General features: G+C 43.6%; 17 protein-coding genes and 1 tRNA gene. 15 read left to right on the top strand and 3 right to left on the bottom strand.

Annotation, left to right across the window (positions count from 1 at the left end; all coding sequences use genetic code 11):
- Positions 1–440 precede the first annotated feature (440 nt).
- From ABWT76_RS04650 to ABWT76_RS04635, 4 genes are all read left to right on the top strand, one after another.
- On the top strand, positions 441–2,192 hold the full coding sequence (locus ABWT76_RS04650) for a glycoside hydrolase family 10 protein (RefSeq protein WP_082348964.1): 1,752 nt from the start codon (positions 441–443) through the stop codon (positions 2,190–2,192).
- A gap of 435 nt (positions 2,193–2,627) precedes the next feature.
- The gene (locus tag ABWT76_RS04645) at positions 2,628–3,545 is read left to right on the top strand and encodes a hypothetical protein (RefSeq protein WP_242053069.1); all 918 of its coding nucleotides are present in this window, start codon (positions 2,628–2,630) and stop codon (positions 3,543–3,545) included.
- A 235-nt stretch (positions 3,546–3,780) separates the two neighbouring features.
- Complete coding sequence (locus ABWT76_RS04640) at positions 3,781–4,953, top strand: metallophosphoesterase (RefSeq protein ID WP_054468558.1); 1,173 nt, start codon at positions 3,781–3,783, stop codon at positions 4,951–4,953.
- A gap of 187 nt (positions 4,954–5,140) precedes the next feature.
- A complete protein-coding gene (locus ABWT76_RS04635; protein WP_054468559.1) occupies positions 5,141–5,533 on the top strand; it encodes a hypothetical protein in 393 nt (130 codons plus the stop codon).
- 792 nt (positions 5,534–6,325) lie between these two features.
- Here ABWT76_RS04635 and psbD read toward each other — a convergent pair.
- On the bottom strand, positions 6,326–7,381 hold the full coding sequence (gene psbD, locus ABWT76_RS04630; protein WP_190883029.1) for a photosystem II D2 protein (photosystem q(a) protein): 1,056 nt from the start codon (positions 7,379–7,381) through the stop codon (positions 6,326–6,328).
- A gap of 441 nt (positions 7,382–7,822) precedes the next feature.
- On the opposite strand from psbD, the gene ABWT76_RS04625 reads away from it, so the two are divergent.
- From ABWT76_RS04625 to ABWT76_RS04610, 4 genes are all read left to right on the top strand, one after another.
- A complete protein-coding gene (locus tag ABWT76_RS04625) occupies positions 7,823–8,104 on the top strand; it encodes a hypothetical protein (RefSeq protein ID WP_054469890.1) in 282 nt (93 codons plus the stop codon).
- The gene (locus ABWT76_RS04620) at positions 8,101–8,805 is read left to right on the top strand and encodes an energy-coupling factor ABC transporter ATP-binding protein (RefSeq protein ID WP_054469891.1); all 705 of its coding nucleotides are present in this window, start codon (positions 8,101–8,103) and stop codon (positions 8,803–8,805) included. Before ABWT76_RS04625 ends, ABWT76_RS04620 begins: the two co-directional genes overlap by 4 nt.
- Positions 8,806–8,995: 190 nt before the next feature.
- On the top strand, positions 8,996–9,541 hold the full coding sequence (locus tag ABWT76_RS04615) for an NYN domain-containing protein (RefSeq protein ID WP_054469892.1): 546 nt from the start codon (positions 8,996–8,998) through the stop codon (positions 9,539–9,541).
- 99 nt (positions 9,542–9,640) lie between these two features.
- Positions 9,641–9,712 (top strand) — tRNA-Asn (locus ABWT76_RS04610).
- Positions 9,713–9,984: 272 nt separating this feature from the next.
- Here the strand turns inward: ABWT76_RS04610 and ABWT76_RS04605 are convergent.
- Together ABWT76_RS04605 and ABWT76_RS04600 are read right to left on the bottom strand one after the other, a co-directional pair.
- Positions 9,985–11,523, bottom strand: a complete 1,539-nt coding sequence (locus ABWT76_RS04605; RefSeq protein WP_190880599.1) for a CPBP family intramembrane glutamic endopeptidase — start codon at positions 11,521–11,523, stop codon at positions 9,985–9,987.
- A gap of 266 nt (positions 11,524–11,789) precedes the next feature.
- Entirely contained in the window at positions 11,790–15,449 is a 3,660-nt protein-coding gene (locus ABWT76_RS04600) for an NB-ARC domain-containing protein (RefSeq protein ID WP_354635719.1), read from the bottom strand.
- A 630-nt stretch (positions 15,450–16,079) separates the two neighbouring features.
- Between ABWT76_RS04600 and ABWT76_RS04595 the strand changes: the two genes are divergently transcribed.
- The 7 genes from ABWT76_RS04595 to ABWT76_RS04565 all read left to right on the top strand — a co-directional run bounded on the left by ABWT76_RS04595 (position 16,080) and on the right by ABWT76_RS04565 (position 23,289).
- A complete protein-coding gene (locus tag ABWT76_RS04595; RefSeq protein WP_354635718.1) occupies positions 16,080–16,313 on the top strand; it encodes a hypothetical protein in 234 nt (77 codons plus the stop codon).
- A gap of 285 nt (positions 16,314–16,598) precedes the next feature.
- Entirely contained in the window at positions 16,599–17,297 is a 699-nt protein-coding gene (locus ABWT76_RS04590) for a Uma2 family endonuclease (protein WP_190880603.1), read from the top strand.
- Between the two features lie 803 nt (positions 17,298–18,100).
- Positions 18,101–18,328, top strand: coding sequence for a hypothetical protein (locus tag ABWT76_RS04585; protein WP_054469895.1), 228 nt, complete (start codon positions 18,101–18,103; stop codon positions 18,326–18,328).
- Between the two features lie 376 nt (positions 18,329–18,704).
- Positions 18,705–18,956, top strand: coding sequence for a hypothetical protein (locus ABWT76_RS04580; protein ID WP_054469896.1), 252 nt, complete (start codon positions 18,705–18,707; stop codon positions 18,954–18,956).
- A gap of 210 nt (positions 18,957–19,166) precedes the next feature.
- Positions 19,167–19,619, top strand: a complete 453-nt coding sequence (locus ABWT76_RS04575) for a hypothetical protein (protein ID WP_054469897.1) — start codon at positions 19,167–19,169, stop codon at positions 19,617–19,619.
- A 148-nt stretch (positions 19,620–19,767) separates the two neighbouring features.
- Positions 19,768–22,101: a hypothetical protein gene (locus ABWT76_RS04570; protein WP_354635717.1), complete on the top strand. Its 2,334-nt coding sequence runs from the start codon at positions 19,768–19,770 to the stop codon at positions 22,099–22,101.
- 69 nt (positions 22,102–22,170) lie between these two features.
- Positions 22,171–23,289: a hypothetical protein gene (locus ABWT76_RS04565; RefSeq protein WP_354635716.1), complete on the top strand. Its 1,119-nt coding sequence runs from the start codon at positions 22,171–22,173 to the stop codon at positions 23,287–23,289.
- Positions 23,290–23,440 lie beyond the last annotated feature (151 nt).

The following is a 23,440-nucleotide window of genomic DNA, read 5'->3' as shown; positions in this document are numbered from 1 at the left end:
TTTATTCAGAGTAACAGCCCGCAAAAAATTGAATATTTACCGGGGACACGGCATTGCCGTGTCCCATATTTTTCGCTGTCTTGTAGGATATCTTGTGGGGAATATCGACGGCCTAATTTTGCCCTGGTTTAAATTTGGCCAAAGCTTCGGGATTGGCTGAAGCTTTGGCCGTATGTTCTGTTATGCCAAAAATCATCGGTATGGTTCTGAGTAAAATCTCTTCAAGTCCAAAGCAATCACCCAAACATTGCCAAATATGAGGCTTGGAACCGAAGCCGAAGCACTTAAGTCAACTGGGACACCCCTCAGTCCGGGCTGATTTCAGGTGAAAAAAACTCAACCGATCCCCAAATTTGGGTAAACTTAACCAAATGTTACACTTTAAAACTGCCAGAGGGAATTACTACTTGATGAATTGGATAAGCCAAATGTTCAGAAGAATGCCTAAAATTAAACCCTTGTCATCCTTGATCCGTCTTGTGATTGGGATTTTCCAAGACCTTTGGATATTGCAACAACGGGTTTTTCATCGCGGGAAAAAGTCCCCATTCACGTTCCCATTGGCGATCGCCGGTTGTTTGGTCCTGGTTGCCATGACCGTGACTCAAGTCTATGCCTATCCAATTCGGATCGATCTGCCAGAAAATTCTGGACCCCCATCTCCTTCTTATTCTGATTGGCAGTTTCAACCGCAAAATCAACCACCCTTGCCAACAGAGAATAATCCGCAAAATCAGCCACAAAATCAACCACAAAATCAACCACAAAATCAGCCACCGTTCCCCACTCAGAATAATGATATGTTTACGCGAGTGAGCGTGGAACATCAGCGGGAGTTTCGCGGCACTTGGGTAGCATCAGTCGCCAACATTGACTGGCCGTCCAGTCCCGACCTAACCGTAGACCAGCAAAAAGCCGAACTGGTGCAAATTCTTGACCGGATTCAAGCTTTAAATATGAATGCGTTGGTCTTACAAGTTAGACCCGCAGGAGATGCTTTTTATGCCTCGGAACTCGAACCTTGGAGTTATTGGTTAACCGGACAACAAGGCAAAGCCCCCGTCCCCTTTTATGACCCCTTAGAATTTGCGATCGCCGAAAGTCATAAACGGAATATAGAACTCCATGCTTGGTTCAATCCTTACCGGGCAAGAAACGCCACCAGCTATACCTTAGCGCCCAATAATATGGCCAAACTTTATCCAGAATATGCCTATTCTTATGGCCAATTAATTTGGATGGATCCGGGGGCGAAAGAAGTCCAAGACCAAACCTACAATGTGATTATGGACGTAGTGCGTCGCTATGATGTCGATGCCATTCATATTGATGACTATTTCTATCCCTATCCTGAAGCAGGAGTTCCCTTTCCTGACAACAAAACTTATAACGCTTATCGGAATTCTGGGGGGACTCTTTCTCTGGCAGACTGGCGACGCCAAAATGTCAATCTGATGATTGAAAGAATCTGGCGAGGAATTAAAGCGGAAAAACCTCATGTCAAATTTGGCATTAGTCCTTTTGGCATTTACCGCCCTGGAAAAGCACCGGGAATCGTCGGTTTAGATCAATACGAAAGCCTCTATGCCGATGTGAAATTATGGTTAGAAAAAGGTTGGTTAGACTACCTAGCCCCGCAACTCTACTGGCGCATCGATCCGCCGCAACAAAGTTATCCTGTATTGCTCAAATGGTGGGTTGAAAATAATCCTCTGCGTCGGCATATTTATGCCGGTAATTTTCTCAGTAAACTCGATGGAAATTCTTGGCCAATTTCTGAATTTGAAAGACAAGTGCAAATTTCCCGTCAAGAAGCTGACAAACTTTCCCTGGGTAATATTTTATACAGTGCCAAAGTGCTCAACCAAAATTGGCTAGGAGTGAATGAAAGATTCAAAACAAATCTTTATGCTCAACCGGCATTACCACCAACAATGCCCTGGTTAGATGCGATTCCCCCCGAACCTCCCACGGGAATTCAGGTCAGTTTTGGGCAAATTAGTTGGAATCCAGCTACCTCTAATGACATTCGTTCTTGGACTTTGTATCAGCAGCAAGGAAATAGTTGGAAATTAGCCATAATTCTGCCAGCAAATATCAACAATGTGAGCGTTTCCCCCGGAAATTATGCCTTATGTGCGGTGGATAATATGGCCAATGAAAGTGTCGGTCTAGTCATTGAAGCCCGTTAAAATTAGGCGATGATGATTGACGCCGATTGACGCCGATTGTCTAATTGATTTGCTTTAATTAGTTTAATTGGTTTAAACAGGGGCAATCTGAAAATTGCCCTTGTTTTTATCTGCATCCGCTAAGGCGTAATCAAACAGAGAAATATGGAGATTTTTAAAAAAAATTGTCTTAAACTTTCTGAAAATATACACCGACGGAGTAAATTTCGTTTATCATCTAAATCAATTTACTATTTAAGCCAGCAATTAGCGGTCAGAGATTAGCCGTCAGCTATTCGCTGCCCGTTGAGTGAGTCAGAATTCATATTGCTTCTGGATGCCTGGGGTACTCAAGTGAAATTCTGTGCTATCACCGATCTGGATGATTTAGCGGCAAGCTGACGGCTTACAGCAGAAAGCTGACAACCTTTTGACAACCTATTCCATCAACAAGTAATGATTTCAACGATGATAGCTTCTATTGATGATATTGCTAAACAAGCTCGCCAAGGCAGTGTGGCAGCGATTATACAAGTGCTTAATGAAAAGTTAGCGGCTTCTGGGGTGAGAACCCGTGCAGTGTTGGCCGAAGGGGTGTTACAAATTCTTTGTGAGGCTCGCACCGAGGCAGCTTTAGAGCAATCGACGGTAGTCAACGAAATTCGTGAGATTCTGGAGTCTCTGTCACCTAGGAATATTCACCACGTCAATATTAATAGTCGATTGGTGCGCGAGCAACAGCTTCTTTGGTTGGAAGAAATTATGCGAGATCCCCAGAATCAATTATTGTGGTCAGAAAAAATTATTTTACGCAAGCCCAATGTTTTTAAGCGTTTACTGGAAGATATCCGCACTGAGCAAACAGACCCTCGTCAATTGCTTTTGAGTTTGACCACTTCTTCGGCAGTGGCAGAGCAAAAACGCCAACAACGTCAATTTTTGAATTCTCTAATGATGGGGGCTGGTTTGGCTTTTTTGGTTAGTGTCGGGATTGGCTGGTATTTGTATCAAGGTCAAAATCGCCAACCAGTCGCAACTCCGCCCCAGGAAACTCAACCGCCGACCAGTTCTGAAGCGACGGTTTCGCCTACTGCCGCCGAGCCAACGGCCAATTATACAGAGAATTTTGCTCAAGCGGTGCGGTTGGCAGAACAAGCTTCTAGCCAAGGAAAGAATGCCCAAACTGCTGAGGATTGGTTGGCGATCGCGGCTTTGTGGGATCAAGCCTCTAAACTTATGGCATCCGTTCCCCCGGATCATAGTCGATATGAGACAGCGAAAAATCGCGCCGCCCTTTATCGTCAATATAGCCAGTCTACCCAGGAAAAAGCCGAGGCTTTAAACCGGGAATGGGGAACGGGGAATGGGGAATAGGCTTTTGGGGCCGCCATCGGTGTGGGGTGTGGGGTGTGGGGTGTGGGGTGTGGGGGAGCAGGGCAGATGAGGAGCAGGGGAGCCGCCAATCGAGCAGGGGAGCATAAGGGCGCAAGCATTGCGCCCCTACTCATCTCCTCTGCCCCTCATCTGCCCTGCCCCTCATCTGCCCTGCCCCTCATCTGCCCTGCTCCTCATCTCCTCTGCTCCGGAAGCCCCGGAAGGTCGTTAACCAATGAGATTAAATCGCCGTCAGTTTTTAGTTTTGGCGGGAATGATCGGTGGTTGCACCGTTGCCAAGATAGGCGATCGCACCTCTGACTCTTCTGATGCCTCCATCCCTTCCCCTGGCGAAAAGCCGCTGAACCCGGCGCCCCCTGGTGTATTTGCACCTCCGCGCGGGGATTTGCGGCTAGTTGTGATTAGCGATTTCAACAGTGCTTATGGGTCTACTACTTATGAACCGGAAGTGGAGCGGGCGATCGCGCTGATTCCCGACTGGCAACCGGACTTAGTCATTGCCGGTGGGGACATGGTAGCCGGACAAAAGTTATCTTTAACCAGAGAAAATCTTCAGGCTCTATGGCAAGCTTTCGATCGGCACATTGCCGCCAAACTCCGTCAAGCCAATCTTCCTTTTGGCTTCACCATTGGCAACCACGATGGTTCCGGCGCCCTTGATGCCAACGGTCAACTCAAATTTCACCTAGACCGAGAAATTGCGGCAGCCTACTGGCAAGATCCCGAACATGACCCAGGCTTAAACTGGATCGATCGCACTCATTTTCCTTTTTACTATAGTTTTCGGCTAACTCCTGCCGCTGCCAACGACGAGGAAGTATTCTGTTTAGTCTGGGATGCTTCTACCGCCAAAATTCCTCCAGCCCAATTAACTTGGGTCGAGGAAAGTTTAGCCAGTCCTGTGGCCCAGAACGCCAAACTGAGAATCGCGATCGGCCATTTGCCCCTTTATGCGGTGGCGGTCGGTCGGAACAAAACCGGGGAAATCTTGGACAATGGGGAACAATTGCGTCGTCTTTTAGAACGGTATCGCGTCCATACTTATATTAGTGGCCATCACCACGCTTATTTTCCCGGTCATCGGGGGCAGTTGCAAATGCTTCATGCAGGGGCGATCGGTAGCGGGCCGAGGCAACTCCTGGAAAGCGATCGCCCAGGGGAAAAAACCCTCACCGTGGTTGATATAGAATTGCGATCGGCCACCACCAGCTACACCACCTATAACCTCAACACCTTAAAAGTCCTAGATATTCAGGAATTACCCCGAATCATCATTGGCATCAACGGCATAGAACTCAGACAAGACATCTCATGGGATCGTCTTACTCCCCAGGAAATCTCTCGCTGTCAGCAAACCTTGTCCCCGTCCCTCTGTGAGATCAACTGACCCTGCCTTACCTGCCGGAATTTAGTCCTAACTCAGATCGGCGCTAAGGGCAAGTATTATCAGCAAAATATTACATATTACCTACTTTCCTAAAGCTATGTAAAAAATTAGTAACCACTAATCTGATATTGTAAAAGAACGTATTATTATTTCGATCTGTAATATCGGATCTGATCATTTTGTGTCCATGTCTCAAAAACCCTTGAAAAAGAACCGTAGATTGACTCAAGTGGGTCTAATCCACTTGGGGCGATATCTGCGTTGGCTGAGATATTTTCGCGGGTGGACTTCCGTCCACGATCTAGGCCAACACATTGCCAATGAGGAATCTGTATTGCTCAAAGACCGGGGCAAAGAACTCTATATTGACCCGGAACTGGTGCCAGGAATCTCAGGCCCACAAATTAACCGCATTGAAGGCGGGAAAATTACCCGCCTCGCGATCGATCAACTCCTGTTACTGATGGATGTCCTCGAACCCATCAACCCTCAAACCCAGGAACCGTTAACCCTAGAAAACTTATTAGATATTGCCACTGGGGAACGAACCATCGAGGTGCCACCCATCAGCAATGACTGATGTTGAAGCGAAAGCCCCTCTGTGTTTAAGCGTTTAAACATAGAGGGGCTTTTCTGTTAAAAAAAATCTCTGTAAAAAATCTCTGTTTAGAATAAATCTCTGTTTAGAATAAATCTCTGTTGAGAATATCGATCAATTTTCTCTAATTTCTCCTAAAGAAAGCTATCCGCTCTCACCCCGGACAAATAGCCATAAGCTAATTGCAATGGATGAGAGCGGTGTAGCGGGTCTTCAGTTTTGGAAACCTGACTGCCGGGAGAACCGAACAGTCAGCCTTGATAAAAATCAGAAAAATTCTGATTTTCCAGAGACTAGCTGTTAGAGAACAGTCCCGGCACACAGCCGGCCTAATCCAAACTGATGACCCATGCATTTACTACTATCTGGCATAGGCATCACCTCCTGTTTCCCTGAACGGTTTATTTTTCAAATCGTTCTTGATTTGTAAGATAACACATAAATTTTTAATGTCAAGCCCATTTTTAAGAAATTTTTTGAACTGCTTTATTTTTTATAAAAAGTGTAACTTAAGTTACATTATTTCTTGATTAAATGTAATTCTAATTACATTATTTTCTTTTGAGATTATTTTCCTTGGCAAAGATAAATAACTCAGCCGAAAATATTCTCGCGATCGCGATCGCCATCGTCCAAATTAATCCCGTTTTATTTCACCATCCCGTTTGATTCAACAAAAAAACCTGCCATCAGGCAGGTTTTTTTGTGGTGAATCACCGTAAGAGAGTATCAAATTCAGAGAAACTGACTAATTGATATCAAACCCAATATTGATTACAGAGCGTTACCGCGAGGCAGAACTTCTTCGGGGAACACAAAGCTTTCATGGGGTTGGTCAGCCGGAGCCATCCAAGCCCGCAGACCTTCGTTCAAAAGTTGGTTTTTGGTGTAGAAGGTTTCAAATTCCGGGTCTTCAGCCGCCCGCAATTCTTGGGACACGAAGTCATAAGCCCGCAGGTTCAGACCTAAGCCCACCACACCGATGGAGCACATCCACAGCCCGGTGACGGGAACAAACAACATGAAGAAGTGCAACCAGCGTTTGTTGGAGAAGGCAATCCCGAAGATTTGAGACCAGTAACGGTTGGCAGTCACCATTGAGTAGGTTTCTTCCGACTGGGTGGGTTCAAATGCCCGGAAGGTGTTGGCTCCTTCGCCATCTTCAAACAAGGTGTTTTCCACCGTGGCACCGTGAATGGCGCAAAGCAGAGCGCCACCGAGGATACCCGCCACTCCCATCATGTGGAAGGGGTTGAGAGTCCAGTTGTGGAAACCTTGGAAGAAGAGGATGAAACGGAAGATACCAGCGACACCGAAGCTAGGGGCAAAGAACCAGCCAGACTGACCCAAGGGGTACATCAGGAAGACGCTGACGAATACGGCAATTGGGCCGGTGAAGGCGATCGCATTATAGGGGCGAATCCCTACCAGTCGAGCAATCTCCAACTGACGCAAGCAGAAGCCAATCAAAGCGAAAGCTCCATGCAGGGCGACGAATGTCCAGAGTCCACCCAATTGGCACCAGCGAGCAAAGGAGCCTTGGGCTTCTGGACCCCAGAGGAACAGTAAGGAATGGCCTAAGCTGTTCGGGGGGGTGGAAACGGCCACGGTCAGGAAGTTGCAGCCTTCCAGGTAGGAAGAGGCTAATCCGTGAGTGTACCAGGAAGTCACAAAGGTGGTGCCGGTCAGCCAGCCCCCAACCGCCAGGAAGGCGCAGGGGAATAGGAGAATTCCAGACCAACCTACGAATACAAAGCGATCGCGTTTTAGCCAGTCGTCGAGGACGTCAAACAATCCTCGCTCTTGGCCGCGTCCAATGGCAATAGTCATTGTTTAGCGTATCTCCAAAGTTATGATTATGATTCCACGAATGCTTTACTACCGAATCTTGGCGACTTACTTGTCAGAGACAGACCCATAGCAGATAAGTGCTCTGAGTGGTAGTAGAGTTTACGTTTCTTTACTTAGTTTCTCATTATAGGCAAAACTGGATAATTTTCAAGTCTTTTTTCCCCAAATTAATCCTTAAGAAATTCTTAAGAATTTCTTGAGAAGTCGATTGCCCTGGGTCAATCGATGGCGCATACCACCGCATACCAGGGCGGTGCATCGGTTGTATCGGTTCGAGCCATGAGGTGAAGTCGAGTAATTTTCCCTTAATTTTCCCTAAATATCTGCAATGAAATGGATTTTTATCTTCACACAGTGCCAAGTACCTGAGATATTCTGAGATACTAGAATGGCCTATCAACTGAGAATTCTCAACACTGAATGTTCACCATTGATCTATCTCTGAAAAATAATCCGCTGCCTTTGTCAGTCCAACGGAAGACCATCGAAGCGGCTGAATCCCTTTACCAAGACATCCTGGCTGCTATGCGGGCGGGAAGTTCGGAAATTTTAGAGCTGACCTGCGAAAAAATGCCAGAGAAAAAAGTGGCGGTTTACGCCAATGAGATTATTGCGGTGCAATTGTCTCAAAAATCCGGGGCTAGTCCCACCGGAAAAGCCCCTGGTTTTGCTGCCCTCGTGAGTGAAGCCTTGGCGGAATGAATCCCAACTTAGGAGTTGAACAGAAATTGGTGACTGGAGAACCCGCAATTCGCGTTAAGGATCTCCAGTTTTCCTGGCCTGATGGAACACAGGTGTTAAAATCCTGTTCCTTAGCGGTGCCCCAGGGAGAGTTTTGGATGCTCTTGGGGTCAAATGGCTGTGGCAAATCTACTTTATTAAGGATACTCGCCGGTTTATTGACTCCCCAAAGGGGTGAGATTTCGATTTTGCCTCCCGTGGGATTTGTGTTCCAAAATCCGGATCATCAATTGGTGATGCCGACGGTGGGCGCTGATGTGGCTTTTGGCTTGGTGGAGGAAAAACTTTCACCAGTCCAGGTTCGGCAACGAGTGGAGGAAGCCCTCAGCGCGGTAAATTTGCTGGATTTGCAACGCCGACCGATTTATGCCCTCAGTGGCGGGCAGAAGCAACGGATCGCGATCGCCGGGGCGATCGCCCGTCATTGTGAGGTGTTGTTATTGGATGAACCGACGGCATTGTTAGATCCGGACAGTCAATTAGATTTGGTCGCCCAAGTGCAACGCTTGGTGAAAAGCCGGGGCATCACCGCATTATGGGTGACACACCGTTTTGATGAGTTGAATTATTGTGACGGCGCTTTTCTCTTGGAAGATGGGGGGGTGGTTGATTCTGGGAATCCCGAACCCTTGAAACAACGCTTGATGCAACAAGAGTGGTAAAAAAAGTAGTCAAAAAGTGGTAAGTTGGCAATATGATATCTATGAGATTGGGAGAAATCTGAGATTCTTTGTGAGAAAATCTTAATTTTTTTAACAAAAAGTCAAGAAATCTCAGAAACCAAGGGCGATCGTTGTTTAAATTTGTTTAAAATATATGAAATTTTAAGAATTTTGATCACCCTTAACTACAATGCCACCCTCCTTAAGGCGATCGCTACTCCTAGTAGACGGTTACAACATGATCGGGATCTGGTCTGACCTGAAGAGAATACATCAGCGTGACGGCTTAGAAGCTTCACGCCGGGAATTGATCGAGTTATTGGTCAACTACAGTGCTTTTGAAGGATTAGAAACCAAAGTGGTTTTTGATGCCCAAAATCGCCGGGAACCTAGCTATCTGGAAGTTATCACCGATCGCGTATCGGTTCACTATACAGAGTTTGGTCAGACTGCCGATACCTATATCGAGAAAACCTGTGCCAAGCTGCACCGGGAAATCGACAAGCGCGATCGCCGGGTGATCGTTGCCACCTCAGACCGGGCGCAACAACTTACGGTGATTGGTTATGGCGCGGAGTGGATGTCCGCGAAACATCTGGCGAAGGCGGTAGAAAATACGAATCGTCAGCGTCGCCACCAGCATAAACAGAACAAGCAACCTACTGGACGGTTCTTGTTTCAATCGCTGGATGCCAAAGCCCAAGAGCGTCTCGCCCAAATGCGGATGGGTTTATGAGGGAGAAAAATCAGGGTGAAAAAATTTTTTTCAAAAAAGGCTTGCCAAAATCGAGTAGATCGGGTTATAGTATTTAAGGTTAAGAAAAAGGCTACACGATCCTCGGTAGCTCAGTGGTAGAGCGGTCGGCTGTTAACCGATTGGTCGTAGGTTCGAATCCTACCCGGGGAGTTTAATTAAATTGAATATGGTTGCACAAGCTTTCAGAAAGCAGATTTTTGGCTTTAATCTTGTTGATAATTCAGAGATTTTATCAGAAAGATTTTACCATAAACCCGGTTTCTTGGTTTTCGCTTGAGGTTTGAGAAACAGGCTCAGAAACCGGGTTTCTGGCGTTAATCTTGTTGATAATTCAGAGATTTTACCAGAAACCCGGTTTCTTGGTTTTTAAAGTCAGACTTAAGTCAGACTATAAACTGACAGATATCGGGATGATGTCAATTTTAATTGGCACTACTGCCTAAAATAAATAGACTGGCGAGGGTGCCACTGTTCCAGAGACAGTGGAGTAACATTGGGGCTAAAAGATTGCCCGATCGCACATAAGTAAATCCTAGCACCATGCCCAAGGTAGCTAAGGGGATAACTTCGGAGACATTTAAGTGAGCGATCGCAAATAACAAACTACTCAGGGCGATCGCCGACCAGGGGGACTGATATCGGGTTAAAGATGGCAACAAAAAGCCGCGAAACATAATTTCTTCAAACAAAGGTGCGGCCACTGATGCGGTGATAAAAAATACCACTAACGCCACACTATCTTTATTATTTAGGGCGATTTGCAATAGGGGATTACTGCCACCTTGTCCCTGCCAAATTTGTTGGTTAATTAAAGACACCAAAATTACCAAAGGCAGGGCGACTAAATAGCCGCCAATTCCCCAGAGAATCCAATTACTCCGCCAGTTAAAACGAAACCAATTTTCTGGTAATGGGAAAAATGGTTTTAATGATAAATAAAGCACCAACAAACCACCAACTGATAACAGCACATAAGTTCCCAACACATAGAAAGATTGAAGCCGGACACCGAGTTCTGAAGCCTTAATCGGCAGCAGTCCGAGTAACAATGGTAATAAGATTTGCTGGACAAAGAAAAAGCCCACAATCAGCACTTGCCAAATAGTTTCCCAATCCCAGGGAGTTTGCCAAATTTCTTGGTTATCGTTATCCGAGGGTAAGGCTAAAATTGCTGTTTGCGGTTCTAGAAAAACTTGCACCAGCAAAAAAATTATCAATGACCCACCGACGATTACCCCCAACACGGGCAACCCACCAATAAACACCAGTTTTAGCAATGCTTGACCGGCAATTTGTTGCTGTTTTTCCTGAAGAATTTCTAGGTCACTGGTTCGCCCTTGTTGTTCATATAATTGGCTTAATACTTGATAGCGAAACCAGCCATCTAAGTTGGTTTTTAGCAGTTCTTCGGCATTGGGTTCCAGACGTGGTGGTTCACTCCAAAGGCCTGATAAAATAGCCGTGATTTGCTTTTGGGCTTCGGTTTGGGTGGATGCACTTTCGCTGATTTGTCCCCAAGTTGCTTGAGCAGTTTTCACCTCACCTTGATACGCTTGCAAAATGCCAATCCGCAAATCTAGGTCATTTAAATATAACTCTCCGTCGTGAATCGCCTTTTGCAGCAATTCCACGGGGCGATCGTCAACCGTACCGATTTCTGTATTCGCTTCTAATTTAGCCCGGTTGCTTTGCAAAATGGTTTGGGTAGACTCGCGCACTGCTTGATATTGCTTCAGGGCCGTTTGAATAAACTCCTGACCCAATAAAGTTTGGGCAGCTTTTACCCTAGGGTCTTCTGAATTTTCGCCCTTGTATTCCGATCCGTGTAGGAGTAGATTGGTTTGATATAGTTCTAGACGACTTTGAATCTGAGGTTCATTCCAGCTAGTCGCTAAAGAAATACCCGCCAAACCCACTACCATCACCGTCAGCAATGTTAAGATTAATCGCTTGAGTGTCATTCGTTTCTCCGTTGCAAAAATTACGATTTGCTATGGTCGTCTTTCATCATACTCTTGAGGTGTCAGAAACCGGGTTTCTTAATTAAGATTTTTTTTGAAAGCCAAAGATTGTCGCAGAAACCCGGCTTCTTTTTCTCAGCAGAAACCCGGTTTTTTTGTTCGTGAGGTGTCAGAAACTGGGTTTCTTAATTAAGATTTTTTTTGAAAGCCAAAGATTGTCGCAGAAACCCGGTTTTTTTTCTGGAAAGTGCCCATAAAGATAACTTTCAAACCGATTGCTCAAACCCACCGGGACAGTCAATTGCCCCCAATGCTTTTAAATTTTCTTTTTCCGCATCAATTAAGCCTTCAGCTTGCCCAATATTCATATTCAGATAAATATTCGGAATTGTCACACTTCTTAAACAATGACCTGTCACCAGATCCCAAAACTTCATGGTTCCATCGGAACTTCCGGTCATTACTTGATGCAAATGCCGGTGAAACATCACGGAAGTGACTGTATCTTGATGTTCCCTAAGTGTATGCAGACAGTCACCAGTTTTCACCTGCCATAATCTTATAGTACAATCATCACTCCCACTGCCGAATACTTGACCATCTTTACTCCAATCAACGGACAAGATTAGCCCTTCATGTCCGAATAAACTATGCAAACAGTCTCCTAAGTGTAAATCCCAAATTTTTACAACTTTATCCTCACTGCCACTGGTCAAAAATCGCCCATCATCACTAAATGCCACGGCTCTAATATTATTTTCATGTCCCGCTAAGGTTTGGCAACATTCCCCGGTTTTAATATTCCAAATTTTTACCGTGTGATCGTTACTACCACTGGCCAAAATATTCGCCCTGGGATGAAAGGCAAGATTCCAAATCCAAGCTTTATGTCCCGCTAAAACTCCGGTCAATTTAGCTGTTTTGAGATTCCAGACTTTTATCGTTGAATCTTGACCGCCACTGGCCAAATAACTGCCGTCATAACTAAAAGCGATCGTCCAAATACCCCCTTGATACTTCTCTGTTTCATAAGTTAAAATTTGCGTATTATTTCCCGTCTCTATATCCCACAAGCGAATTGTTTCATCATCACTACTACTCGCTACGGTTTTGCCGTCAGGACTGAATGCTACCGACCAAACCCAAGCAGTATGTCCGCTTAAAGTTTTTAAACAATCTCCGGTTTTCGCATTCCAAAGTCTCACTTTATGATCTAAATGGCTACTGGCTAAAATTTCACCATCGGGACTTAAAGCCAAACACCAAATCCAGTTAGTATGTCCTTGCAGAGTTTGAACACATTTGCCCGTTTGACTATCCCATATTTTGATCAGTTGGTCATTATCTCCCGATGCCACTGTTCGATTGTCAGGACTAAAAGCTAATGTTCTAATTCCGGTTTTATATTGTTGTGATGTGGCCTGACATTTTCCCGTGGGCATTGACCAGAATTTTACCTTGGCATCAAAACCCCCAGTGGCTAAAGTTTTACCATCGTGACTCCAGGCTAAAACTTTATTTTCTTTCTCATGTCCTGATAAAATTTTTTCACATTTTCCGGTTTTAATATCCCAAATTCTAACCACTTTTTCATAGCCACAACTGGCAAGTTTTTTCCCATCAGGACTAAAATCAACACACCAAACCGCATCATCACTTCCGGCGATCGTTTGCCGCAATTCTCCGGTTTTCACATCCCAGAGTTTAATCGTCTTATCAAAACTGCCACTGGCTAAAATCTGCCCATTAGGAGTAAAAGCCACCCCTAAAACCCATCCTTCATGGCCAGCGATCGTGCGTAGTAATTCACCACGATTGGCATCCCAAATTTTAATCGTTTTATCGTTGCATCCACTGGCAACGATCGCTTCAGTGGGACTAAAAGCCACAGACCAAATCCATTCCGTATGTCCCTCTAGGTTATGTAATAATTGACCTGTTGGAACATCCCAAATTTTCACGGTTTGGTCTAAACTGCTACTGACTAATTTTTTACCATCGGGACTAAAGTCAAGGGAAAAAACCCACCATTTATGTTTGCCAAAAGTCCCGATAATTTTCCCAGTTTGTATATTTAATAATCTAATGATTCCCTGGGAATCGCCAATGGCTAAAATTTCTCCATCGGGAGAAAAGACTAAGGAATGAATTCCGCCAAAACATCTGGTGAAGATGGTATTTTTAAATTGACAATAGGAAAAATTCACATCTTGGAGGTTAATGCCTTGTAAATTAGTTTGCCAAATGGCCAGTTGCGAAAAGTCATAACCTTGGAGATTGGTGTTTAGCTGACAAAGGAGATGGATTAAGTTGCCGCCAATATACCCAGGTGTAAAAGCATATTTTTGTTGACTGTGATTGACTAATTTTTTCAAATAATTCTGAAGGTCGATCGCCGAAATTTGCCATTTTTCTAATAAAGCTTCAATCAGGGGATTAATGATCACTCTGACTTGGCTGCTTTGAATATAATCTTTGCTTTTAGCCAACCTTAACCCATGAGTTATAAATAAGTTAAACTCTCCCGAAATAATTTCTTCGGTAACGATTTCAATAAATTTTTCAGTGACATATTCCATCAACGCTGGCTGTAGGGTAAAGCGTTGCTGCTTATCCGGTTGTTGCCGATCGCTATTTGCAATATTTTGGCTATCTTCAATATTTTCGATATTTTCGAGCAGCATTCGCCGCTGGAGAGATGCTAATCGATTGGATAATTGTTGTTGAGAGATGCCGCCAACTAAATTATCTTTTAATTGGCAGAGTGACACAGGTTCTCGGTGAATGGCTAACCAAAATAAAAGCTGATTTTCTTCACCGGAAGAAACTTGAAAGTGCCAATCTAATAAGTCTCGAATATCTTGAAAACAAAAGTTGCCGATTTCTAGAAATTCCCTGACATTACTGCCAAACAGATTTTGAATATGCGAAGCGGTTAGCTTTAAGCCTAAAGGATTGCCTTGATAAAAATTAATTAGAGTTTCCCATTCGGTGTCGGTGGCTGAAAATTCCCCTTTCTGTTTAAACAGTTTTTTTCCGTCAGCAACCGTTAAACCGTCTAACATCAAAAAGCGCACGGGTTGATTCGGCCCTGACAGGGCTTCTAGGTGACTAATTTTTACGCGACTGGTGAGGATTAAGCAACTTTGATGATTAGTTTTGGCAATGGTTTCTAAGATTTGGTGATAGTTTTCATACCCGGATTTATATTTTGCGGCTGAGGTTCCTGGGGCAACAATCGATTCACAGTTATCTAAGATGAGTAAATATCGGTTTTGTTTTAAATAAGATATGAGTAGAGAAATTTGTTGAGTTAGGCTGTTCGGTAAGGTGGTGGTTTGTTGGTGGGAGATAAATTGAATCCAATCTCGGAGAATTTCTTCCAGGGGAGGAGCATTGAGGAGCGATCGCCAAATAATCCCCTCAAATTCTAGGCTGAGTTCTTCCGCTAATTTAACCGCTAGGCTGGTTTTACCCTTTCCGGGAAATCCGACAATCGCAATTAAACGACAGCGATCTCTTTTAATCCATTGTTGAAGGGTGGTTAAATCCTTTTTTCGCCCTAAAAAATGCTGCACATCCGGGGCATCTGCCCAATCTATATGGCCGCTGAATTGTAATTTTTCCCCAAAAGCGATCGCACCTGGTAAAACAGATCGTCTTAATGCTTCTAAGCGAGTCTTTGTGACTTTTTCCCCAAAAACTTGGCTAAGTAATTGCCAAAGAGAAGAGGCTTGTTTCTTGATACTTGCTTCATTTCTATTTAGTTGATGAGCCATCTTAACATATCCCTCTTGATTCAACGACCCCCGGAGAATATGGATCTGAATATCTTTGAGAGATGTACCAGTCTTCTGAGCAACAATCTGGTTGACCCGTTGAACGATGCTTTCCGTATCCATAGCCTTATCCATAGCCGTATCCATAGCCCTATCCATAGCCCTATCCATAGCCCTACCCATAATTAACCAATCGTCATCGAAACAGGGTCTATGCCTCTGGAGAGAGGGATGCACCCCCGTTTGATTCACTTTGATTCACTTTTATTCACTTTATTGTACTTATGATGTCACTTTTTGGGAACTTTTTTTTCACCGGGCTTCACTTTTTGGCAACTTTTTTCTTTTGAAAGGCTGTTAATGTATTGACATGATGACTTATGCTCAAAAACCCCAGTTTTGTCAGCTTTTTTTGGCAAAATCGGGGTTCCGTAAAAATACGGTCAAAACCTGGGTTGTTCTAGGTATGTAGCTTTAGAACATTCTGGTTCCGCAATCAGATGGCAGACCAAGACAGGGGGCTGTACGGGAAAATTTTCTGATTCCCACAAAAATCCCGATCGAAAACCTGGTTTCTATCTTTGCTGACTCTATGACCACTGACTTGTAACAGCAGCATCCCATATTGGCAAATCAGAGACTAGGGGCGAAGCATAAAGCGGCATAGTGAAAGCTTACCCGGTAATTATTTTAAGTGTGAAAACCCATAATTAACGGTCTGAATGCGAGAACCCCTACAAAAGTGGGATGCTCCCTTTTTAACCTTTTCACCCAAATATGATGTTATCTGAAACTGACAACACAACCACTAGCATTAAAGAAGTTTTTGCCCGGATTGAAGACCTTTTGCTTGAAACTTGGCAAGAGACAGGTTTTGGCTGTTTATCCATTGAAAGTGACAGACCTAAAAATGAAAAAATTAGAATAGTTATCAAGGGAGGAACCCATTATCGGTATGTGATTACCGATGAAGAAGTGAGTAGTTGGATTAGCAATAAATCTGAACAGTAGAAAATTATGATTCGTGGTATAATTATCCTATAAAAGACCTATTGCACCCCTAAATAAATCCCCTTGTTTAGGGTGCTTGGGGGAGTATTCTCCGGTATGAAAGCCAGAATTGTCTATTGATGAATAAACCAGGTTTATTCCGCCCAAACGACAAAGCCTATAGCCAATTTGAATCAAAATAAGATATAATCAAATCTGGCTGTTTGATTATATCAGTCAGCTTAACGGCAAATAGTCTGGTTCAAACATTGTTGCTACCGCCGAGTCATAGACTCTGCAACTACTATGCAGCTAATTACTGATACTATTATCTATCCCTCCAGTGACGGTCAACCAATGGCAGATAGTACCATCCAATACCAATGGATTACTACCATAAAAGGCGGCTGTGACGCCATTTTTAAAGATGATGAAAATGTGTTTGTTGCGGGAGATTTACTCTGGTATCCCGTAGAGGGAAAACCTACTATTTCCCAAGCCCCTGACGTGATGGTGGCGTTTGGGACAGGGAAAGAAGATCGCAAGTCATACAAACAGTGGCTAGAAAATAATATCCCGCCGCAAGTGGTGTTTGAGGTGCGCTCTGAAAGCGACACCCAAACTAAGATGGATAAAAAATTAGTCTTTTACAATCGCTATGGGGTAGAGGAATATTACCTTTACGATCCGCAAAGGAAAGAGTTAAGCGGTTGGCGGCGAATCGATGGGATGCTCGATGTGATTGACCCAATGCCGGGGTGGGTTTCACCGCGATTGGGGGTGCGTTTTGAGTTGGGCGATGAGGGTTTAGAACTTTATGCGCCCAATGGGGAAAAATTTGTTGATTATGTCGATTTATATCAGCAAAAGAAGTTGGCAGAACAACAGCTAGAGCTAGAACGACAACAGCTAGAGCTAGAACGACAACAGCTAGAGCTAGAACGACAGCGATCGGAACGATTGGCCGCACAGTTGCGATCGGCTGGAATTGACCCAGAAATTTAGGTATTTGCCCTAAAAAGTATGATCTTGTAGGGGCAATTCCGTGACGGTGTTTGCCCCTACAAGAAACCCTGTTTCTAAAATCAAGAATCCAATACAATCATGGTTCGCCCTTACAGGGAGGAACCCATTATCTTTATGTGATTACTGATGAAGAAATTATTAAGTGGATTAGCAATAAATCTTAACAGTAGGAAATTATGATTTGTGGTATGATTGTTATATTAGCTTGAGGAAAAGCCCACACCAATATAGCATCAATCAATGGTGCGAAATGCAGGTTTAAAGGGCTAAATCTTCGAGCCAAGACGCTGTACGGTTGTAAGTATCGACAGCTAATCATTTCAAATCAACTGAATATTTAGACCACCTAGTTTGTGACGGATGTGAGTTTCGCGGGACTGGGGAAGATGGCTAATGAAACCGAGTTTTTCCAGGGATATTACTTGAGGAAACTTGCGTAAAAACACGGTTTCTGACGTAACCCCTATTTTAAGGAGAACATTGACGATGAAAATGCGCTCTCTTACCCAACTCCTCAGCCTGATTCACCCGGCTGCGTGCGATCGATAGAAGCAGGTGGCGGGGCGAAAAGCCTACCCCCTGAAAATATTTTTGGGAAATTTTTGGGAATTTTTTGGGAAATTTTGGAAAGTTTTGGCTTTCTCCAACGTTATAGCTAGTAAGGACAAAGGACAAAGGAAAAATTCCTTGTCTATTTAGGTTGCTATCCCTAAACAGATGAAAATCCGGTTTCTGTCTTGACTGACTCTATGACCACTGACTTTTAAACTTTTCACCCAAATATGATTTCACCTGAACCTGACAGTAAGCAGACTAATATTGACGAAGTTTTTGCTCGAATTCAAGACCTTTTGCTTGAAACTTGGCAAGAGACAGGTTTTGGTTGTTTATCCATTGAAAGCGATCGGCCTAGAACTGAAAAAATTAGGATTGTGATTAAGGGAGGAACCCATTATCGTTATGTGATTACCGATGAAGAAGTGAGGCGGTGGCTTGGCAATAAATCTTAACAATAGGAAATTATTATCTGTGGTATGATTGCCATATTGGTGCGAGGAAAAACCCGCACCAATATCGCATCAATCAATGGGGCAAAATGCCGGAAACAACCGGAAATATAAAGCCCATGCCTTGATTGGGATGATTCAAAAGCAACGACGCTGTACGGTTGTAAGTATCGACAGCTAATCATTTTAAATCAACTGAATATTTAGCTCATCTAGTCTGAGACGAATGGGAGTTTCGCGGGACTGGGGAAGGTGGCTAAGGAACCGAGTTTTTCCAGGGATATTACTTCGGTGAATTTGCTTTGCCAAAAAACCCGGTTTCTGAATATATCCAGCTTTTTATGTTTGTCACTCAGTAACTTGATGAGGAATTGAGATTATGAAATCGCTGAAAAGTGATGCTGAATTGTTGAATGTTCAAGTTTCAGATGCGCTGCAAGATGTTGAGAATTCCCTGAAAAGTTTGGCGACCAGTCCAGATTTGCTGACTAAGATGCAAGGGATATTTGGCGATCGCCTGGATGGGGAAAAAGCACGAGTTTTGGCAGCATCTTGGGCGGCTGGAGATTTTAGCGCTTTGAGAGCGATCGAGGCAAGCAATTGGCGATCGCGCAAGATGAACATAATCTAATTTTTCGTTGAATTTACAGGGTTGCGATTCCCGTAGGGTTGCCTGTGGGTATCCGATGATTTGTGAATAATCTGGACATTTGGACAAATTGATGGCAAGAACATTTGGGGATTCAGGATTAAAGATTGGTTGCGCTAACCGCGAATTGCATAAATTTTCAATTCTTGCCCGATAAGTTAGTGAATGCAATAAATAGATGGAGTCAAAACTATGCAAGTCAATCATACGGCTAAAGTCACTTTTGGTCTGCTTGCCAGTGCCTCGCTTCTTATTCCCACGGTGGCGATCGCAGGCAACCGTTACGAAGAGCAAATACGCGGTCAGCTAATGATGGCCGCAATGACGTTGGGATTGGAAGATTATCAGCTTTTTTACGATCCTTATATCGATAGCTTGGGCGCCAACAGTGAGGATCGCCTAACTTTCACCTTGAAAAAAGGCGGGACTTATGCCATTGTTGGCGTTTGCGATGAAGATTGCAGCGATATCGACCTGGAAATTTATGACGAAAATGGGAATTCAATTGCGGTCGATCGCGGATCTGATGACTACCCGATGCTCCAGATTTCTCCTACTGGGACAGGAGAGTTCAGTTTAGAGGTAGATATGTATAGTTGTTCAACTTCTGATTGTTATTACGGAATTGGCGTTTTTAGTCAATGATTGATTGACGAATATTGATTCACCTTTCAACAATCTCAATCAAGATTTGGCATCTGATTTGAGCGATCGCCGATAAACCCCTAAACTTTCGGCGCTTCAAGCGATCGCAATCATTATTCAATCATTTTAGTCTTTAGGAGTTCATAACATGGTGACATCAGCCCCTTTGGAAAGTTTACGTGACAAAATCCAAAAACACTTACCTGATGCTACGCCCGATCAGGTGGGACGTTTTGCCCTTCAGGTTGAGCGACTGAAAAAGCTGCAACATTTTTTTACAGATTATCCTGAAGGGCAAGAAGACTTTAAAGATAAGCTGGAACTTGCTCAAAAAGCACTTAAATACGAAAAGCCTTACCGCATAGCTGTGATTGGCAAGGCAAGAACTGGCAAAAGCACAACAATTAACGCCATATTAGGACGCGATTTAGTGCTGGCAAAAATATCAGGTAAACCAGCAACAGGAGCAGCTTTAGAAATTTTCTTTGACGCCGCTAATGCTCAACAGGAAACAGCCCAAGTTATTTACCGTGATGAAGCCAATATTCGTAGCTTGGTCGCAGATTTTGTCAGTCGCTATAAAGCATATAGATTGAACGAATCCGGGCTGACTGGCAATCTTGATGCAGGTTACGCCATAGCACTGGAAAAGTTACAGCCAGCCATTCAACTTCCCGATCAAGCAAACAGAGATTTTGAGGAGCTACGGTTGAGTTTGGCAGATATTGTTAGACAGTATGCCAATAATCTTGGTAAGGAGTTGCGGCAGAATTTTTCTCTTGCCAACCGAAGAGACATTGAAGAATTGATGAATTTAATTGATGAAAATAGCGACATCAACAGCCCTGGTTCTTTGAATCGTCGAATTGGCTTAGTCAAGTCCGTGACCTATCACATTGTACCAAGCGAGAGTCCTGATGGAATCGCTACACTAAAATTGCCCAAGAATGTATGTTTAGTTGACTTACCAGGGCTTGATGGCACTCCCCTACACGATATTATTATCAGCGAAGGAATTAAAGAAGCTGATGCTGTAATTTTTATTCAAAGCCCAAACGGGATTCTCACTCGTGGCGATGGTTATCTGCTTGATAGATCGCGAAAGTATATTAGCTTTGAAGGAAACGAGCGAGCGGGCGAGCGGATATTTCTAGTCCTTAATGCTAAAGATAGCATTATGACAGACAGCCCAGAGAAACAGAATATTCTGCGGAGACAGATGGGCGAGTTGATGGAATTGTTGGTTTCAAATTATGCGATAAATTTTTCAAATCGCGGGGGAGATCGTCCTTATTTTGAGACATCCTCTTGGATTGCATACTACGTTCAAAAGAAACTTAAAGGAGAGACAATTGAAGATACTAACACTTATGAAGCAGCTACCCTTAAACTAGGTGTTCGAGGGAAAAGCGATCGCGAAGTCCTAGAAGCCAGTCAAATTCCCAAGCTGGTGCAAGAATTGACCAAATTTGCTCGTGAGCATCGGATTGAGGGACAAATTCGCGACGGAAAATTGGCTTTGGACAGTATTATTAATATGCTGATTGACAATTTCCAAAATCTGAGTAAAAATATTAATCGGAGAGGTACATCATACCTAACAGAAAAAGTAGAAGACTTACTCAAGCAACGACAAAAAGAACAAGAAAAATTAGTTAAACAAATCCGAGAAATACAAGAGCAACGACTGGACAATTTAGGCAGTGAACTCCAAAAGATAGCTCAATCCATTTGCGATCAAAGCGATCGCGCCATTCAGGAGAAGATGCCTGAACTGTGGAAAAAAAGTTTTCTCGCTTTAGAAGACCGTCTCACTCATAGCAATATTGCTAAACCAATTTACGAATACATACTAACCGAGGCTCAAATCAATCTTTGGTATGAACTAAATCATCAAGTGCCATTAATGGCAAATCACTTGATTCGAGTTTACAGAGACAGCGTACAAACTTCTCAGCTTGCTGAAAAAATTTCTAGCGGTTGCTACGGCTATGTAGAAGTTTCTTTACTTCAATCAACAATCAAAGAAAAAATAGATGCAAATATGCGTCGCACCCTACCGGAAATAGCGAGTCGTATTGCCATGACTCAAATGACTGCTCCTGCGCTTTACTTTACGGCTATGGGTGCTAACGGTCAACCTGAGAAAAAGCAGCTTTTTGATAGTCTTGCTCAAATCCCACGTCAGCCGGAGGTAAGTAGCAATAATTTTACTTTATTTATTGCAGAAATGCGAAAAATGTATGAATCTTTCGTGTATCAATATTGCATTACTGGACTCTTGAATTTGTATCGATATGAAATGATTGTGATTGAGGATTCGTTATTAGGCTACATCAAAGATGTATTTTCCAAGATGCGCTATTCAAATGACGCAATTTTGAAAGCCAAAATCAACGAAAGTCTCAGCGACGATCCCAACTGGAAACGTCTTGAGTTGATAGAACGTAAACTCGCTACCTTGGAAACGATCAAATCGTAATCAAGTCAGTATTCCCAAACAGAAAACTACCATCAGTCAATTTTTTGAAATAGCCCACTCCGGAGATTTATGAACAATAACAACCAGTTCTTACAATTACGAACGGCTTTAACCGCATGGTTGAAAAATAAACAGACTTCACCAACCGGACCAAAGGATATACGCATAGGAATTTGGGGAACGTCCCGTTCTGGAAAGACAACTTATTTAGCAATGCTTTACTCTGCGCTAGAGGATTCAGACGAATGGAGAGTCCAGGCAGGAGATGATCATGCTGACGATTTTATAGACACACACATTAGTGAGATTGATGCTGGAAAATTCCCACCTGCTACCCAACCGACTGCAAATCTCAATATTTTCACTTATATTCTAATACCCAAGTTTTCTCAAGGAACAGGCTCTAAAATCGTACTGAACTTTATTGATGCTCCGGGAGAATTTTATGAAGACATACGTGGCAATGGCGCTCAAACAGTTAAGATACATGAGGCGCAGAACAACCAGGATACATCAGGCGATATCGTGGACTATTTACGCAGTTGTGATGGAATTATTTTCTTGATCGATCCGATAAGAAGCAAAAAACAAGGAGAGTCCTACAAGACTTTGCTACTAAGATTATTTCGAGAATTTCAAAAACGCTCTCGCAAAAATGACAATGACATGGTTACTACACTAGAGCAGTATATAGCATTCTGCGTGACAAAGGTTGACAAAGAGGAGATATGGAGTCAAGGAAAGAAATCAGCAGATTTAGCTAAAGATGTGATGGGTAATCAGTTTTTTACTAAAAAGCTGAAAAATTTTTTCAGCGAGGGTCGGTATGAGTTTTTTTCTGTAGCATCTATTGGTCGTTATCTTGATAAAGATGGCAAGTCGCGGGAAGCTGTAATCTACCCAGACATCCCAGAAACTCAACCGCCTGAACCGCCTCAACCGCCTCAACCGCTACAGGGGGGTTATTCGGGGGGTTATGATCCTGATGCTCCATCAGGAGAACCTAATACTCCCCCTAGTTCTAGTTCGTCATCAGATGATGACTGGGAATCGTTCAACCAGACATCAAACACTCCAGAACTACCTTCGCTCCCCCAACCAACTATTAATACAGAAGTGGAATATGAACCATTCAATGTCATCGCACCGATTAAGTGGTTAATTGATAGCATAGGACTTACGCACTAACACTATGGATAGGGGCAACCACGGGATAATTGCCCCTACAAACCACCAAATATGGATGTTTTGCGAAAGTCCTGTAGCATTCAAAAACAACCACCATCTCGGCAACAATCCAAGGAAAAGTCATAGCTGGTGGCAAGAGTATTTCAGCACA

The organism is Planktothricoides raciborskii GIHE-MW2, from assembly GCF_040564635.1.
Classification (GTDB): domain Bacteria; phylum Cyanobacteriota; class Cyanobacteriia; order Cyanobacteriales; family Laspinemataceae; genus Planktothricoides; species Planktothricoides raciborskii.
Note: the sequence above shows the minus strand (reverse complement) of the source record. Positions and strands in the feature narration are given on the sequence as shown.